Here is a 15980-nt window from a genome sequence, read left to right as displayed (position 1 = left end):
GCTATGGCGCGGCCCGCTGACAGCCGGTCTCCGTGGGCTTGTCATGCAGGTAGCGGGACCGCTCCAGAGGGGTGAGGTCGGTGTCGACGGCCGCGCAGATGTCGTGGATCGCGCGGGCCGGGTCGGGCAGGTCGACGTTCCACAGGCCCACGGAGCCGTCCGTACCGATGGCCAGGGTGCGTCCGTCGGGGCTGAACGCCACCGCTTCGGGTGAGCGCGTCGGCAGGGTGAGTCTGTTCTGGCCGGTGGCGAGGTCCCACAACTGGACGCCTCTCGCCCCGCTCGCGGCCAGGGTGCGCGCATCGGGGCTGAAGGCCAGCGACGCCACTTCACCCTCGACACGGAAGTTGTCCTGGAGCCGGCCGGTGCGCGCGTCCCACATCATCACCGATCCGCGACTGCCGCTCACGGTGGCCAGGGTGCGCCCGCCCGGGCCGAACGCCAAGGACGACAGGGTCTGGGAGCTCGGCTCGATGGTGCGCCGGGTGCGTCCCGTCGCGGCGTCGAGCAGCCTGACCTGATCACCGCCGGCCTCGATGTCCACGACGGTGAGTGTCCGTCCGTCCGGGCTGAACGCCACTCGCCGGACGGGGCCGCCGTGGCCGGGCTGAGCCGCGGTGTGCAGTGCGCCGGTGGTGAGGTTCCAGAGGTGTACCGTCCCCTGCCAGTCGACGACGGCGAGCCGTGTCCCCTCGGGACTGAAAACCGCCGTGTCGACGGCGTCCAGGGCCCGGCTCAGGCGAAGTCGGCCCGTGGCGACGTCCCGGACCTCGATCACCCCCTTCTTGACGGACCTGGCAGCCAGGGCACCGCCGGTCGGGTCGAACCCCACGGCCGCGAGGAGGCGAACCGGGACGGACGGCTGCTTCCCTCCGGGGGCCGAGTCCGTGTCGAGCGGTAGTGAGGCTTTACGATCGCCGGCCCCGGCATCCCAGAGCTGTACCGCCCCAATCCCGGGCGGCCCTTGGCGGACCGTGGCCACCCCGTGTCCGTCCTGGCTGAAGACCATGTCGTCGATGGAGGTGTCGGCGGAGCCGGGCAGAGTGGTCTGCGGGAGATCGGCGGACAGGCGGTGGACACGGACGTTGGGGTCCCCGTTGCTGCTGGTGACCAGAGTTCGGCCGTCCGCACCGAGGGCCACTTTCATGACTCCTCGTCCGTGGTGACCGGCGGTCACGGTGGCCCGCGCCGCGCCGGAAGCGGTGTCGCACAGTCGCACCGTGTCGTCGCGGCTCGGGATGGCGATCGTCCGCCCGTCGGGGGCGAAGGCCACCTCGTTCCACTCGACGGGAACGTCCTTGAAGGTGTGCCGGACGATCCCGGTGGCCGCGTCCCGCAGTTGCACCGAACCGTCGACGCGGAGCGCGTAGGTCCGTCCGTCCGGGCTGAAAGTGACCGCCCTGCCGTCGATTCGGCCGCCGCCGACGATCCGGGTACGGCCGGTGGCCACGTCCCACACGCGCACGAGTCCGTCGAGGCCCACCGCGGCGACGGTCCGTCCGTCACGGCCGAAGGCGACTGCCTCCAGGTCGGAGTGCCCCGTGAAGCCGCGCCGGTTGCGGCCGGTGGCCACGTCCCACACCCGTACGGTGGTCGTCGCGGAGGCGGCGGCCACGGTACGACTGTCAGGGGTGAAGGCGATCCCGCGTACCGAACCGCCGGGGACGGTGATGGTTCTGAGTTTCCTGCCGCTGGCCGGATCCAGTAGCCCTATCATCCCGTCGGCGCCGCGGGCGAAAGCGACAGCGAGGGTGCGTCCGTCGGGGCTGAACGCCGCGACTTCGCCGCTGCCGTAGCCAGTGAACGTGTGTCGGAGTCGGCCTCCGGGCAGACTCCAGATCCGCACCTTGCCGTCTCGGCTGTTGGCGGCGACGGTGTGTCCATCCGGGCTGAGAGCGATGGAATCCACGGGATCGGTGCCGCCGACCAGGCGCTCGCGCAGCGGTAGTGCCGCTGCGGCGTACAGGGCGGCGGTGGCCTCGCGGGTCGGGCTGGTCCGATAGGCGTGGACGGCGAGCAGGGCTGCGAGGTCGGGGTCGGAGTCCAGCAACGCACCGGACTGGGCGGCGAGTTGCCGGGACTGGGCCAGCTGCTGGGCCGATACCGCACTCTGCCACTGCCCCACTGCGAGGCCGGCGGCCACGAGGGCGAGGCACAGGGCGGCGGTGACGGCGGTGAGCACCAGCCGGGACCGGCGACGGCCCTTCTGCTCGTGGTCCCGGCCGGCGTCGAGGTAGGCGCGCTCCAGGTCGGTCAGGTCCTCGCGCGGTGCGCCGCCGAAGTGCTCCTGGGCGGCGGCAAGCCGGCTTCCCCGGTACAACGCGCCCTCCTCACGGCCGAGTTCCTGCCAGGCGTGGGCCGCTTCGGTCAGGTTCCGGTGCACCCGCAGGCGTTCGCGGTCCTCCTCGATCCAGCCGCGCAGTCGGGGCCAGGCCGTGAGCAGTGCCTCGTGGGCGATCTCGACCGTGTCGCCGTCCAGGGTGAGCAGCCGCGCTCCGGCGAGCGCCTCCACCACCCGGCCGGTGTCGCCGAGTTCCGCGCGCTCGACGGGACGACGCGTGTCGGGCGTGCCGTCACCGGGGGCGACCATGCGTAACAGCACCCGGCGGGCCGCGGTCGCCTGGTCCTCGGTGAACCGGCCGTAAACCTCCTCGGCGGTCTTGGCGATTGCGCCGTCCAGGCATCCCGCCGCCTCGTACCCCGCCATGGTCAGGGTCTTGCCGCGGCGGCGGCGCCAGGTCTCCAGCAGCGCGTGGGACAGCAGGGGCAGCCCGCCCGGCGCGTCGGCGATCTCTTCGACGAGCCGGGCGGTGAGGGCGCGTTCCACCGTCAGTCCTGCGGCCGTGGCCGGCTTGACCACGGCGTCGCGCAGTTCCGTCCGGCTCATCGCTCCGGTCAGGAGGTTGGCGTCGCGCAGCGCGTCGGCCAGCTCACGGTGCTCGGCGCAGCGGCCGTAGAAGTCGCCGCGCACCGCCAGCAGCACCCGCAGACGGCTCTTGGGCCGGCGGGCCGTCAGCAGCAGATCGATGAAGCGGGCGCGCTCGGCCGTGTCGTGGCAGAGGGTGAAGACCTCCTCGAACTGGTCGACGATCACGAACGTGTCCGCCCTGGCGTCGCCGTCGCCGTCGCCGTCGCCGTCGCCGTCGCGGGGAGTCGCGGGTGTGAGGAGCGGTGCGTGGCTGCGGGCGGGGTGTTCGCCCGGTGTCAGAATCCGGATCGCGGCCGGGCGCGGGCTTGGCTCCTGAGCGCGCCGGAGGACGGGTATCAGGCCGGCCCGCAGCAGGGAGGACTTGCCGCTGCCGGACGGGCCGAAGACCGCGGCGAACCGTCGGCGGCCCAGCAAATCGACCAGGTCCGCGGTGAGCTGTTCCCGGCCGAAGAACAGGTCGCTGTCCCCGGTCTCGAACCGTGCGAGACCGCGATACGGCGGGAGTGCTCCGTCGTCGTCCCGGGAGCCGTCACCGGCGGACTCCTCCACCGCCGCCTTCCAGCGGGCCTCCCATTCCGTCAGGTCCGCACCGCACGCCCCCGCGTAGGCCAGCACCACCGGGAGCGTCGGCAACTGCTCGCCCGCCGCGGCCTGCGACAGCGTGGTCACCGAATAGCCCGCCCGCCGTGCCAGCGACCGGTAGGTGATCCCGTCCGCTTCCAGCCTCAGCTTGCGTAACTCGAACGCGAACCGCTGCACCGGACCCGCAGCCGGATCCACCGGCACCTCACGACGCCCCGCCACACCTTCACCCCGTTCAATGTTCGGCCGCCAGAACGGTACTGCCGAACAATGCGCCGACCGGTGGACTCGGTGATCAGCGCGCCCCGACCGGGGCCTGCCTGATCGAAGAGGACTCTGCTCACGCATGCAATCCCCATCCCTCGTCCCCCCTCCGGCGAAGCTGGGCCGGCTGGACGCGTTGCGCGGTATCGCCGCACTCGTCGTGGTGTTCGACCACTCCTCGTACACCTTCATGGCGGACTTCCGGCGGGAGTTGATGCCGCAGTTCAACACCAGCCGCTACGGCATCATGGTGTTCTTTCTGGTGAGCGGCTACATCATCCCCGCGTCGCTGGAGCGACGGGGCTGCGTCCGGACGTTCTGGATCGGGCGGATCTTCCGTGTGTACCCGCTCTGGGCGGTGGTCGTCGTGGTGCTCCTTGCCGCCAACCTCTTGGGTGTCGCGGAGCTGCACGACTTCGGCGGGCAGAGCACTGTCTCCGTGGTGGTCGCCCACGTCACGATGCTCCAGGAGTTACTGGGAACGCCCAACCTCCTGCTGGTCCTGTGGACGCTCTCCTACGAGATGTCCTTCTACCTGCTGGTCGTCGCCCTGTTCACGGTTCGCCTGCACCGGCAGTCCGCGGCGGTCGCGGTCACCCTGGCAGTGCTTTCCGCCGCGAGCGTGATGGCGGGCGCGGTGCTGCCCGCCTCCGCCCTGTCCGGCCTGGTCGGCACCGGCCCGCTGATCGTGTGCGCTTCGATCACCATGGCGCTCGCCATCTGCTGTGCGAGCGCCGGGTCACCCGTACTCCGGGGGTTCGGGGGCGTGTTGGGCGGGGTGCTGGCGCTCGCGCTGGTCGGGTTCAACGGCACGGTCCCGCTGTGGGAGGGCCTGGTGATCCTCGCCGTGATGTTCCTCGGCACCGCCGTTTATCGTGCCGAGAACGGTCAGAGCACGTGGGTTCGTACAGCCGCCGCCGCTGTCCTGGTGGTCGTCTGTGCCGTGGGGAGCGCGTACTGGTCCGGCACCGACGACCACTTCGCACGGCGCGGCTGGATCGTCGCGTTCCTGCTGGCTGTGCTCACCTTCGGCGTCGGACTGGCGTCGCGCGGTCGACGCATACCGTCGCTGCTGACCGGACTGGGAACGATCAGCTACTCGGTCTATCTGGTGCATCCGGTCCTGCTGGCGGTGATCGACGCCACGATCGGCCGACGGCGACAGGACAGGTTCGTGCTCGAAGTGGCCTTCTTCGCCGCGCTGTTGCCCGTGTGCCTGCTGACTCACCGTTGCGTCGAAGCGCCGAGCCAGGCTTGGGGGCGCAAGTTGGCGGCCCGTATGCACGCGGGACGGCAGCAGCCAATTTCCGTCGCACCACACCCCTGAGGCCAGGGGCGGGGCGCGGTGCCGGAAGTCGTTTCCATGCAGGCGCCGGTGATCCTAAGGTTGCCAGGTCGTCCGGCACCGGGGGAGGCACATGGCGAACGAGGCTCAGCGGGACGGTGAGGCCGTCAAGCCCCTTGCAGGAGACGTCCGTTCGGTCCCGCTGTGGCGGCAACGCTACTTCGCCGTGTTCTGGGCCGCCCAGACGCTTTCCGTCCTCGGCGACTCCTTCGCCCTGATCGCCCTGCCGCTGCTGGTCCTTGAGACGACCGGTTCCGTCGCACGGATGGGGCTGTTGACGGGGGTGGGCGGGGCGGCCGCGGTCGTCGCGGGCGTGTTCGCGGGGGTCGTGGTGGACCGGGTCGACCGGCGTCGGCTGCTCATCGGCTGCGATCTCGTGCGCATGGGGCTGTACGGCGTGATCCCGCTGGTGTGGCTGGCGGGGCCGCAGGTCTGGCTGCTGTACGCCGTCCTGCCGCTGTGCGAGGCCGTCGGCATGCTGTTCGCCGTCGGATACGTCACCGTCGTACGGAGTCTCGTCACCACTGCTCGACTCACCGAGGCCAACGGGCGGTTGAACGCCACCGCCGCCGCGGCCGGGGTACTGGGACCGGTGTGCGCCGGTGTCGTGGCCGCCTGGACCGGGCCCGCCGCCGCAGTCGGTGTGGACGCGGCCAGCTTCGGGGTGTCGGCGCTGTGCACGTGGTTCGTACGGTTCCGTTCCCGTCCCGCCGAGGGGGCCGGACGCACCGCTCTGTGGCGGGACCTGCGCACCGGAGTGGCCTTCCTGCGCGGACACTCGGTGCTGCGCGCGCTCACCGTGCTCCTGTTCGGGTTCAGCTTCCTCGCCCTCGGCCTGAACGACCTGGTGATCTACCACCTCAAGCACGACCTCGGCCACGACGACGGCACGGTCGGCACCGTCATGGCCGTCGGCGCGCTCGGCACCGTCACCGGCGCACTCCTGGTGGCCCGGGTACGCCGACGGCTCGGTTTCGGCGCGGTCTGGGCCGGCTCGGTCGCGGTCTGCGGGCTCGCCTTCGCCGAGATCGGCTGGGCCCGGGGCGTCCCGGCCGTCGCGGTGCTGTGCGCGCTCTTTCTCGCGGGCGGCGCCATGGCGGGCACCTGCTCGATGTCCCTGCGCCAGGAGGTCACCCCCGAACACCTTCTCGGCCGGGTCACCTCGGTGTTCTGGACCCTCCACTACGCCGCGGCCCCGGTCGGCGCGGCCGTTTTGACCTGGGCGGCGGAGCGACAGGGCACGGCCCCAGTCGCTCTGGCCGCGGGCGCGTGCTGCGTACTGATCGCGACGGCCGCACTGTTCACGCCCCTACGGCGGTCCGGCCGGGAATGACCGCCGCCCCGCCGCGCCTCACTGACTCCGCTGGCCCAGGATGCAGAACTCGTTGCCCTCGGGGTCCGCCAGGACCACCCACGACTGCTCGCCCTGGCCGATGTCGACGCGTCGTGCGCCGTGTGCCACCATGCGGGCCACCTCGTCGTCCTGGTCGTCGGGCCGGAAGTCGAGGTGCAGGCGGCTCTTGGACTTCTTGCTCTCCTCGATCCGCACGAAGTCCAGCCCCGGCAGGCGGTCCGGAGCCGGACGGATCTCGAACTCGTCGTCGGAGGAGTGGACGACGACCCATCCGAGCGCCTCGGCCCACCACTGCCCCAGCGCCGCCGGATCTTCCGCGTGGACGATTACCTGTTCCCATTCCAAGGCCCTCCGTCGAGCCTATATTCGACGGCCGGCGTGGACGTGTGATCTGCGCGACCGGTGCCAGGGTGGCCGGCTCACCCGTTGACTCCCGCGTAGTGCCGCAGGCTCCAGCGCCACAGCAGCCGTGAGCCCAGATAGGCCACCACGCCCAGCAGCGGTGAGGCCGCCGCCAGCCAGTACGGGACGCCGGTGTCGTGGCCGTGGCCGGTCAGGACGGCCGCCGGGAAGTAGGCGACGAACGCGAGGGGGAGGCCGTAGGTGAGGAGGCCGCCGACCGCCCTCGGGAGGACGTTCAGGGGGTAACTGCCGAAGGTGCCGAGGAGTTCCTCCAGCCAGCGGCCCCAGTAGTCGGCGGCCGGGAAGCGCAGGGCCGCGCACATGATCGCGGTGAAGAGGGCCGCCTCCAGGAGCATGCCGCCGATCAGGGCCGCGATCAGGTAGGAGATCCGGTCCGGCGTCCAGTCCAGGTGGCTTCGGCTCAGGGCACCCACCATCAGGCCCACCGCGACCGTGAGGTCGCCGATCGCGTTGGTGGGGAAGAAGGCCAGCTGGAGTTGGCGGTGCACCGGCATCGGGCGGGTCAGGTAGATGTCGATCCTGCCCTCCTGGATCTGCCGGCCGGCGCCGTGCACCCGGCCCAGCACGAGCACGAACAGTCCGTGTGCGAGCATCCTCGTCGCCGGGATCAGCAGGACCTCCGAGCTGTCCCAGCCGCCCATCCCGGTGAACCGGGTCAGCAGCACGGTGGCGAACACGATCACCGACACCTGCCAGATCGCGCCGATCGCGATCATCAGCAGGAACTCGGTGCGGTACTCCAGCTGGGCACGGAAGTTGAGCCGCGTGATGCGCCACGCGATCCGCATGCCGTTCACCGGATTCCTCCGAGGATGCCCCGGCCTTCAGGCCGGAGAGGAATTGGACTCCTGCGGAGCAGGGCAGGGAAAGCCGAATCGCCGTCAGGGCGATTCGGCGTCAGCCACGGCGGCGGCGCGCTCGCCCTCCAGGCGGTAGACGATCTCGGAGTTGAGGGACCGGCGGTTGGCCTTGGCTTGGGCGGCCAGCCACGCGTGGAGGTCGGCAGGCAGGCGGAACGTGATGCGCTTCTCTTCATCCATGACTCCAGAGTAGTGGTTTCCCGACGTTCTAAGAATGCTAAGATGACACCATGACGACACGACAGCAGGCGAGTGAGGAGTCCGGGCACGCCCGGTACACCTACCGCCTCCGCGTGTCGTCCACCGCGCTCGCTGGCCTCGATGCCGAGTGGGCGCGCTGCCGGTGGATCTGGAACGAGTGCGTGGCCATGTCCCGCAAGGTCCACGGCCTGAACAAGGACGCCACCGAGAAGGTGACGTGCGGTCCGGCGCAGCTCGACAAGATGCTGACCGAGGCCCGCACCGCGATGGAGTGGCTGCGTGAGGGCTCCTCGGTGCCGCAGCAGCAGGTCATCCGCGACTTCGGCAAATCCCGCGCCAAGGCACTGAAGGACATCAAGGCGGGGCTGCCGATGCGGCAGCGCACCGGGATGCCTCGCATCAAGCGCAAGCGTGACGCTTTGCCGTCGCTGAACTACACGCGGCGCGGCTTCCGCCTCAAGGACGGCCGCCTGCACCTCGCGGGCGGCATCGCCCTGACCGTGGTGTGGTCCCGCGCCCTGCCCGCCGACCCGACGTCGGTACGGGTGTACCGGGACAGTCTTGGCCACTGGTACGCCTCGTTCGTCGTGGAGACGGCCGCCGAGCCGCTGCCCGCAACGGGCCGGGTGATCGGCATCGACTGGGGCGTCAAGGAGACCGCGACCACTACCTCGGACGCCCACGACCTGCCACATGCCCAGCACGGGAAGACGGCCGCCGCGAAGCTGGCCCGGTACCAGAAGCAGATGGCGAGGCGGAAGCCCGCGCACGGGAAAGCCGCGTCGAAGGGCTACCGCACGGCGTCCCGCGCGGCGGCCAAGGCCCACAAGAAGGTCGCCCGGCAGCGGCAGGACACCGCCCGCAAATGGGCCAAGACGGTCGTGCGCGACTTCGACCAGCTCGCCGTGGAGGACTTCAAGCCGAAGTTCCTCGCGAAGTCGACGATGGCCCGCAAGGCCGCCGACGCCGCGATCGGCGCGACCAAGACCGCGCTGACCGAGATGGCCCGCAAACACGGCCGCATCGTGCACCTCGTGCACCCCGCCCACACCACGATGGACTGCTCCGAGTGCGGTGCGAGAACCAAGCACGCACTCCCCCTCTCCGAACGAACGTATGCGTGCACCGCGTGCGGAGCCGTGTCCCTTAGGGACAAGAACTCCGCCCGCGTGATGCTCGTCCGGGCTGGTCTCAACCCGGCTAGTGCTGATGGTGGAAGTCCTCTGGGGGCGCCGCTCCCGGAGGCAGCCTGAGCTAGGAATCCCCTCCCCTCAGGGAGGGGAGGATGTCAAAGGCCTCAGCCTCCTTGGGACATGACGCGGCGGGCGGCCCGCCGCCACAGGAAACGGGTGAACAGGGTGAGCGCCACGACCCAGAACGCCTGGATCGCCAGCTGCTCGAAGGCGTCCGACAGGGGGATGCGGCCGATGTAGATCGACAGCGGCACGCTCAACGTGGCCTGGAACGGCAGGAATCCGCTCAGCGTGATGAACCAGTCCGGGAAGAACCACAGCGGCGCGTACACCCCGGACAGCAGGTTCTGCGCGAAGATCAGGATCAGCATCGCGGCGTTGTTGCGGACCGTCCAGAAGCACAGCTGGTCCAGCAACAGCATCACGTGGTACAGGACGCACTGGCCCAGCAGCAGGCTCAGCGCGAACACCCCCGCCACCGCGGCCGACCGGGGCGGATCCACCACCCCGGCCGCCAGACAGACCAGGTAGCCGCCGAGCGCCCACGCGAAGCCGTACAGCTGCTCGCCGAGGGCGCGCAGGGCGTGGTAGCGCTGGGGTGGCAGCGGGCGCAGGTACCAGTAGACGATCGTGCCGAAGTGCATGTGCTGGAGCACGGTGTCCCGGCCCGCGTACTGGTCCAACTCCCTGAGCCGGGAGGCGAGTACGGCCAGCACGGCGTAGGTGACGGCCTGGCCCTCGGTGAGGCCCGCGGTGGTGCCGGTGTGCGCGTACAGGCCGTGCCACAGGGAGGCCACCAGGACCACCTGGACGGCCAGCCGGACCAGGACGGCCGTCATCCGGGGCGGCGCGTGCAGCTCGCCGAGCGGGGTGACCCGGGCGGCGCGCCAGGCGTGCAGGACGGCCATGTCAGACCGCCTCGGTCGCGGGTTCCACGTGGACGTAGGCCGCCCGCATCACATCTTCGAGGTCGGCCTCGTCGATGGCGACGCCCGTCACCTCGTACCGCTCGATGACCGCCTTCAGCGCCTGGTGCACGGTGGGGGAGTCCGGCCCGTCGGGGCTCTCGGGGCCGAACACGACCTGCGGGCCCTCCTTGCTCAGCACCGCGATCCCCGGCAGCGGGACGACGTCCGTGTGCGCGTCGGCGAGGGTCGCTCGGACCTGCCAGGTGGAGCCGAACTTGCGGCGGATCTCGTCGAGCGAGCCGTCGAGGACGAGCCTGCCGTGGTTGATCAGGACGACCCGCTCGGCGAGCCGCTCCACCTCGGTCATGTCGTGGGTGGTCAGCAGGACCGTACGGCCACGCTGCTCGACCTGGTGGCGAAGGAACTCCCGCACCTGCTCCTTGACCACCACGTCCATGCCGATGGTCGGCTCGTCGAGGAAGACGACCGGCGGATCGTGCAGCAGCGCGGCCGCGAGGTCGCAGCGCACGCGTTGGCCGAGGGAGAGATGGCGGACCCGGGTGTCCCAGAACGTGGACAGTTCCAGGATGTTGTCGAACTCCGCGAGACGCGCGGCGTGTTCGGCTTTGGGCACCTCGTAGATGTCCCGGAGGATCGAGAAGGACTCGCGCACCGGCAGGTCCCACCACAGCTGGGTGCGCTGCCCGAACACCGCGCCGATGTTACGGGCGTTGCGTTCGCGATCCTCGTACGGCACCACGCCCGCCACTCGGGCCTCGCCGGAGGTGGGCGTGAGGATGCCGGTGAGCATCTTGATGGTGGTGGACTTGCCGGCGCCGTTCGGGCCGAGCAGCGCGAGGAGTTCGCCGGGCGCCACGTCGAAGGTGATGTCCGAGACGGCGTGCTTGGCGACCCGCTCCGGGTTGACCAGGGAACGAAGGGTGCCGGCGAGGCCGGGGCGGCGGACGGTGGTGTGGAAGGTGCGGGACAGGCCGCGAACCTCGATGCTTCCGGGCACGCTGTGAACTCCCTTGTTGGGAACAAGAGTTGCGGCCGGTCGGCTTGGAGGGCCGACCGGCCGCGGGTACACCATGACCGTCGCAGAATCCCGATCACACTGGCAATGGATTAATCCACCGGTGAATTGGACTAATCGATCACCGGCAGGTCACTGGCAGGTTCACCGGCAGATCACCGGGAGAGCACCGAGAAGACGAACGAGAACTCCGTCGGCTCGGCCCGCAGGTGGTACTGCGGGAGCGGGCCCGGACCGCAGGACGCGGTCCCGATGCCGTGATGGCCGTGGTCGAGGTTCACCCACACCGTGTCACCGGCCCTCAGGTCCGTCAGATGCGCCGCCGCGTCCAGCTGCTCGGTCGTCCAGCGCCGGGCCGTGAAGGCGAACTCCGGGTCGCCCTCGATCCGCAGTCCGCCGAGCTCCACCCAGCGGACGTCGGCGCGGGCGCCGTTCTCCTGCGGGCGCAGATACGGCGTCTGCAGCGCGTCCACCGTCGAGTCCCAGCGGCCGATCATCGAGGCCTTCCGGGTGTCCGGGTAGGCCTCACCGGGACCGCCGCCGAACCATTTCACCTGGTCGGCCTCGGGAAGGCCGAGCCGGACGCCGAGCCGGGGCAGTGGCACCGTCCACTCGCCGTCCGGGGCCACGGACACGGTCAGCCGCAGCCGGTCGCCGTCGGACGTCCAGCGGTAGACCACGCCCAGGCCCACCTCACGGGCCGCGGGCGCCACCCGGGTGCGGACCGTCAGCGCGTCCTCGCCCAGTTCAACCGAGTCGAGCCGGTGCCGCATCCGGTGCAGGCCCAGGGTCCGCCACAGCGTGCTGTAGCGGATGCCGGTGGCCCACTCCGTGCCCTCGTCGTTGTCGGTCGTCGCCCGCCACACGTCCAGCCGCGGGCTCTCGACGGCGACCCCGCCGATCGCCTTGAGCGCGCCGGTACGGCCGTCGAAGGACGCCGGGCCCAGGGTGATCAGCTTCTCGCCGCGCACCGGCCGGTCGCCGGCCGCGACGGAGGGCCGTACCGGCGCGGTCGCCGGGAACTGGCCCCACGCGACGACGTGGTCCTTCGGCGCCCAGGCCGTGTCGGACGCCAGCAGCGCCCGCACCGTCCACTGCGCCTCCGCCCCCTCGTGGGCGGGCGGCTCCGGCAGCTTCAGGTCCGCCGACTCGCCGGGTGCCAGCTCCGGCACCGACAGCGTGCCGGCCTCGACCGTCTCGCCGTCCACCTGGTACGACCACTCGAAGGCGAGCTCGGAAAGATCGGCGAAGTCGTACGTGTTGGTGACCCGTACGGTGCCGTCGGCGCCGTCGATGCGGACCGGCTCGATGACCTTCTTGTACTCGACGAGTCCCGGGGAGGGCGTGCGGTCCGGGAAGATCAGGCCGTCGCAGACGAAGTTGCCGTCGTGCAGCTCCTCGCCGAAGTCACCGCCGTAGGCGTAACCGAGCTCGGCGTGCTTGACACCGTGGTCGATCCACTCCCAGATGAAGCCGCCCTGGAGACGGTCGTACTTCTCGAACAGCTCCTGGTAGTCGGCGAGGCCGCCGGGGCCGTTGCCCATGGCGTGGGCGTACTCGCACTGGATGAACGGCAGCTCGCGGCGCTTGTGGGTGCCACCGTCGAGCTCCTTGCCGATCTGCTCCACCTCGGCGTGGTTCGCGTACATCCGCGAGTACACGTCGGTGTCCCGGCAGTTCCAGTCGCCCTCGTAGTGCACCAGGCGGGAGGAGTCACGGCCGTGGATCCACTCGGCCATCGCGGTCAGACCGCGGCCGGTGCCGGCCTCGTTGCCCAGTGACCAGAAGACGATCGAGGGGTGGTTCTTGTCCCGCTCGACCATACGGGCCGCGCGGTCCAGGAGGGCCGGGATCCAGCGGTCGTCGTCGACGGGGTTGTCCCGCCAGTCCTGCTCGGTGAAACCGTGGGTCTCCAGGTCGCACTCGTCGATGACCCACAGGCCGTACTCGTCGCACAGGTCCAGGAACGCCGGGTGCGGCGGGTAGTGCGAGGTGCGCACGGCGTTGATGTTGTGCCGCTTCATCAGCAGCACGTCCTCGCGCATGGTCTCCAGGTCGAGGGTGCGGCCCTTCTCGGGGTGCCACTCGTGCCGGTTGACGCCCTTGAACAGGACCGCCTTGCCGTTGACCTTGATCAGACCGTCTTCCAGGACGACCGTACGGAAGCCGATGCGCAGCGGGACCCGCTCGCCCTCGGTGACCAGCTCGCCGTCGTAGAGCCGGGGGCTCTCGGCGCTCCACGGTGCCACCAGGGTGGTCGCCGTCTCGCTGGTGGCGACATCGATGTCCAGGGCGGGCACGAGCACCCGCCCGTCGACGTCGGAGTCGACACGCAGCGTGCCCTCGCCCGTGAGGTGGTCGTAGGAGGCGTGCACGAAGAAGTCGAGCACGGCGCCCGCCGGGCGGTGCAGCAGGGTCACCTCGCGGAAGATGCCCGGCAGCCACCACTGGTCCTGGTCCTCCAGGTAGGACCCGGCCGACCACTGGTGCACCCGGACCGCGAGGACGTTGCCCTTCGGCTTCAGGAGATGGCCCACGGCGAACTCGTGCGCGAGCCGGGAGCCCTTGAACTCGCCGATGTCCGTGCCGTTGAGCCAGACGCGGGCGCAGGACTCGACACCGTCGAACCGGATGACCGCGCCACCGTCCGAGGGCCAGTCCTCGGGGAGATCGAAGACCCTCAGGTGGTCGCCGGTCGGGTTCTCGGTGGGGACGTGCGGCGGGTCCACCGGGAAGGGGTAGAGGTGGTTGGTGTAGATGGGCAGCCCGAAGGCCCCGTCCCCCTGGAGGACCCAGTGCCCGGGGACCGTGACCTCGGCCCAGCCGTCGGCGTTGTATCCCTCCTCGGCGAAGGAGTCGTCCTCGGCGTCGGCGGTCGCCGAGAGCCTGAAGCGCCAGGCGCCGTCGAGGGAGAGGGCCTTCGCGTCGGAGGACGCGTACCAGGCGCGGGGCGGGAGGGCCCCGCTGCCCGGTGAGACGTCCTCGACGTAGTCGACGGCCGTGGTCGTGCGGAAAGACATCGGTCTCCAGGTCCTGAGAGAGGTGTCAGCCCTTGATGCCGGTCTGCGCGATTCCCTGGACCAGCCAGCGCTGGAGGAAGAGGAACACGAACAGCAGGGGCAGGATGGAAATGGCGGTGGCCATGAAGATCAGGTGGAAATTGACGGTCTGGTTGGTCATGAAAGAGGACAGTGCGACCTGGACGGTCCAGGAGCTCGGGTCCTGGCCGATGACCAACGGCCACAGGAAGGCGTTCCAGCCGCTGATGAACGTGATCGTGGCCATCGCCGCGAAGAAGTTCAGCGAGTTGGGTACGACAATGCGCCAGTATGCGCCCCAGTAGCCGAGCCCGTCCACGCGTGCCGCCTCCTCCAGCTCCTTCGGGAACCCGAGGAAGTACTGCCGGAACAGGAAGCAGGTGAAACCGCTGAACAGGCCCGGGATGATCAGACCGCGGTAGGTGTCGATCCAGCCGAGGGACGAGACCAGCACGAAGCTGGGCACGAAGGTGACGGCGGTGGGGACCATCAGGGTCGCGAGGACGGCGTAGAAGACCTTGTTGGCGTGCTTGTAGGGGATGCGTGCGAGGCCGTAGCCGGCCAGGGAGCAGATCAGCAGGGTGCCGACGGTCATGGAGACGGCGATCACCGTCGAGTTCCACATGGACCTGGCGAAGTCGACCGTCGGGTCGTCGAACAGCTCGCTGATGTTGCCCCACTGGAAGGAGGGGAGCAGCTTCCAGTTCTCGCCCGTGATCTCCGGGTCTGTGGAGAGGGAGTTGCGGAGGATCAGGTAGAAGGGGAGCAGGAAGAGCAGGGCGGCGACGCTGACGGCGATGTACAGGCCCGTGTTGCCGAGGACGGCGCCGCGCTTCTTGCGGCTCTCCTTGCCCACCTGAGGTGCGGTGGTGGTCACTTGGAGTCCTCCCCCCTTCCGAAGCCCATGAACTTGCCCTGGAGGAGCGTGACGGCGCAGATCAGCACCGTGAGGATGACGGCGCCCGCGCTGCCGGCGCCGTAGTCCTGGTTGTCGCCGAGGGCTGTCTTGTACAGGACCATGAGCGGCGTCTGGCCCCAGGTCGCCTTGATCGAGATGATGTTGAAGAACTCGTCGAACGCCTGGTAGGCGGCGACGAGCAGGAGCAGGATCACCGCGGTGGAGGTGGCACGCAGCTGGGGCAGCGTGATGTACCGGAAGGTCTGCCAGCCGGGCTTGGCGCCGTCGATCGCGGCCGCCTCGTACAGCTCCGCCGGGATGTTCTGCAGCGCGGCCAGGAACAGGATCATGTAGAAGCCGGCCTGCAGCCACATCCGTACGGTCACGATGACCAGCCAGTACCAGGGCGGGTTCGGGTCGGACAGATAGGCGATGTTCTCGACGCCGAACCAGCCGAGCACCGTGTTCATCAGGCCGAAGCGGACCCCGGTGAAGATGGACATCTTCCAGATCAGCGCGGCGGCGACGTAGCTGACCGCGGTGGGCAGGAAGAACACCGACCGGAAGAACGCCCGCATGAAGCGCAGCCGGTGCACCAGCAGGGCCAGGCCCAGGGACAGGGCCCAGGTGAGGGGCACGATGAGCGCGGCGAACACCGTGAACGTCACCAGGGAACCGGTGAAGTTGGAGTTCGTCAGCATGCTCTTGTAGTTGTCGAAGCCGATGAACTTGCTCGGCGTCACGGTGAAGCGTGCGTCGAAGAAGCTGAGCCAGATGCTCCAGACGATCGGCACGAAGACGAAGATCGCCAGGCCGATGAGGAACGGCCCGGTGAAGAGCCAGAAGTTGAAGGTCGGGTTGCCCCGTAGGGCCCGCCGCGGCCGGGCCGGTGAGGCCTTGGCCGGGGCGGGCTGGGCGACCCCGCGCGTGGTGGTGGTCGACATGTCGT

The 15980-nt window shown here is 70.0% G+C and carries 12 protein-coding genes; 3 read left to right on the top strand and 9 right to left on the bottom strand.

Annotation, left to right across the window (positions count from 1 at the left end):
* Nucleotide 1: 1 nt before the first annotated feature.
* A complete protein-coding gene (locus ACIRP7_RS29765; RefSeq protein ID WP_403665442.1) occupies nucleotides 2-3709 on the bottom strand; it encodes a helix-turn-helix domain-containing protein in 3708 nt (1235 codons plus the stop codon).
* A 148-nt stretch (nucleotides 3710-3857) separates the two neighbouring features.
* Here ACIRP7_RS29765 and ACIRP7_RS29760 point away from each other — a divergent pair, with 148 nt between their 5' ends.
* Nucleotides 3858-5102, top strand: coding sequence for an acyltransferase family protein (locus ACIRP7_RS29760; protein WP_403665440.1), 1245 nt, complete (start codon nucleotides 3858-3860; stop codon nucleotides 5100-5102).
* A 91-nt stretch (nucleotides 5103-5193) separates the two neighbouring features.
* A complete protein-coding gene (locus tag ACIRP7_RS29755) occupies nucleotides 5194-6453 on the top strand; it encodes an MFS transporter (protein WP_403665438.1) in 1260 nt (419 codons plus the stop codon).
* A gap of 18 nt (nucleotides 6454-6471) precedes the next feature.
* On the opposite strand, the gene ACIRP7_RS29750 is transcribed toward ACIRP7_RS29755, so the two are convergent.
* The 3 genes from ACIRP7_RS29750 to ACIRP7_RS29740 form a co-directional block, all read right to left on the bottom strand.
* Nucleotides 6472-6819, bottom strand: a complete 348-nt coding sequence (locus ACIRP7_RS29750) for a VOC family protein (protein WP_403665436.1) — start codon at nucleotides 6817-6819, stop codon at nucleotides 6472-6474.
* Nucleotides 6820-6893: 74 nt separating this feature from the next.
* Nucleotides 6894-7694: an ABC transporter permease gene (locus tag ACIRP7_RS29745; protein WP_403665434.1), complete on the bottom strand. Its 801-nt coding sequence runs from the start codon at nucleotides 7692-7694 to the stop codon at nucleotides 6894-6896.
* 84 nt (nucleotides 7695-7778) lie between these two features.
* Entirely contained in the window at nucleotides 7779-7937 is a 159-nt protein-coding gene (locus ACIRP7_RS29740) for an Arc family DNA-binding protein (RefSeq protein ID WP_403665432.1), read from the bottom strand.
* A gap of 50 nt (nucleotides 7938-7987) precedes the next feature.
* On the opposite strand from ACIRP7_RS29740, the gene ACIRP7_RS29735 reads away from it, so the two are divergent.
* Nucleotides 7988-9211: an RNA-guided endonuclease InsQ/TnpB family protein gene (locus ACIRP7_RS29735; protein WP_403665430.1), complete on the top strand. Its 1224-nt coding sequence runs from the start codon at nucleotides 7988-7990 to the stop codon at nucleotides 9209-9211.
* Nucleotides 9212-9255: 44 nt separating this feature from the next.
* Here ACIRP7_RS29735 and ACIRP7_RS29730 read toward each other — a convergent pair whose 3' ends face one another.
* The 5 genes from ACIRP7_RS29730 to ACIRP7_RS29710 form a co-directional block, all read right to left on the bottom strand.
* Nucleotides 9256-10059, bottom strand: a complete 804-nt coding sequence (locus ACIRP7_RS29730) for an ABC transporter permease (protein ID WP_403665428.1) — start codon at nucleotides 10057-10059, stop codon at nucleotides 9256-9258.
* 1 nt (nucleotide 10060) lies between these two features.
* Nucleotides 10061-11077 (bottom strand): ATP-binding cassette domain-containing protein, encoded by a 1017-nt coding sequence (locus ACIRP7_RS29725; protein WP_403665426.1) that lies wholly within the window; start codon nucleotides 11075-11077, stop codon nucleotides 10061-10063.
* 173 nt (nucleotides 11078-11250) lie between these two features.
* The gene (locus tag ACIRP7_RS29720) at nucleotides 11251-14115 is read right to left on the bottom strand and encodes a glycoside hydrolase family 2 TIM barrel-domain containing protein (protein WP_403665424.1); all 2865 of its coding nucleotides are present in this window, start codon (nucleotides 14113-14115) and stop codon (nucleotides 11251-11253) included.
* A gap of 25 nt (nucleotides 14116-14140) precedes the next feature.
* The gene (locus tag ACIRP7_RS29715; protein WP_037721972.1) at nucleotides 14141-15010 is read right to left on the bottom strand and encodes a carbohydrate ABC transporter permease; all 870 of its coding nucleotides are present in this window, start codon (nucleotides 15008-15010) and stop codon (nucleotides 14141-14143) included.
* On the bottom strand, nucleotides 15007-15975 hold the full coding sequence (locus ACIRP7_RS29710) for a carbohydrate ABC transporter permease (RefSeq protein ID WP_403665421.1): 969 nt from the start codon (nucleotides 15973-15975) through the stop codon (nucleotides 15007-15009). The genes ACIRP7_RS29715 and ACIRP7_RS29710 overlap by 4 nt, the downstream gene beginning before the upstream one ends.
* Nucleotides 15976-15980 lie beyond the last annotated feature (5 nt).

This window comes from Streptomyces sp. NPDC102270 (assembly GCF_044766405.1).
Classification (GTDB): domain Bacteria; phylum Actinomycetota; class Actinomycetes; order Streptomycetales; family Streptomycetaceae; genus Streptomyces.
This window is presented reverse-complemented; position numbering and strand designations above follow the sequence as displayed.

What these genes read in the sequence shown, in the direction of transcription:
- ACIRP7_RS29760 (WP_403665440.1), top strand. Translation starts at nt 3,858, where the DNA reads ATGCAATCCCCATCCCTCGTCCCCCCTCCGGCGAAGCTGGGCCGGCTG.
- ACIRP7_RS29755 (WP_403665438.1), top strand. Translation starts at nt 5,194, where the DNA reads ATGGCGAACGAGGCTCAGCGGGACGGTGAGGCCGTCAAGCCCCTTGCA.
- ACIRP7_RS29740 (WP_403665432.1), bottom strand. Translation starts at nt 7,937, where the DNA reads ATGGATGAAGAGAAGCGCATCACGTTCCGCCTGCCTGCCGACCTCCAC.
- ACIRP7_RS29735 (WP_403665430.1), top strand. Translation starts at nt 7,988, where the DNA reads ATGACGACACGACAGCAGGCGAGTGAGGAGTCCGGGCACGCCCGGTAC.
- ACIRP7_RS29730 (WP_403665428.1), bottom strand. Translation starts at nt 10,059, where the DNA reads ATGGCCGTCCTGCACGCCTGGCGCGCCGCCCGGGTCACCCCGCTCGGC.
- ACIRP7_RS29720 (WP_403665424.1), bottom strand. Translation starts at nt 14,115, where the DNA reads ATGTCTTTCCGCACGACCACGGCCGTCGACTACGTCGAGGACGTCTCA.
- ACIRP7_RS29710 (WP_403665421.1), bottom strand. Translation starts at nt 15,975, where the DNA reads ATGTCGACCACCACCACGCGCGGGGTCGCCCAGCCCGCCCCGGCCAAG.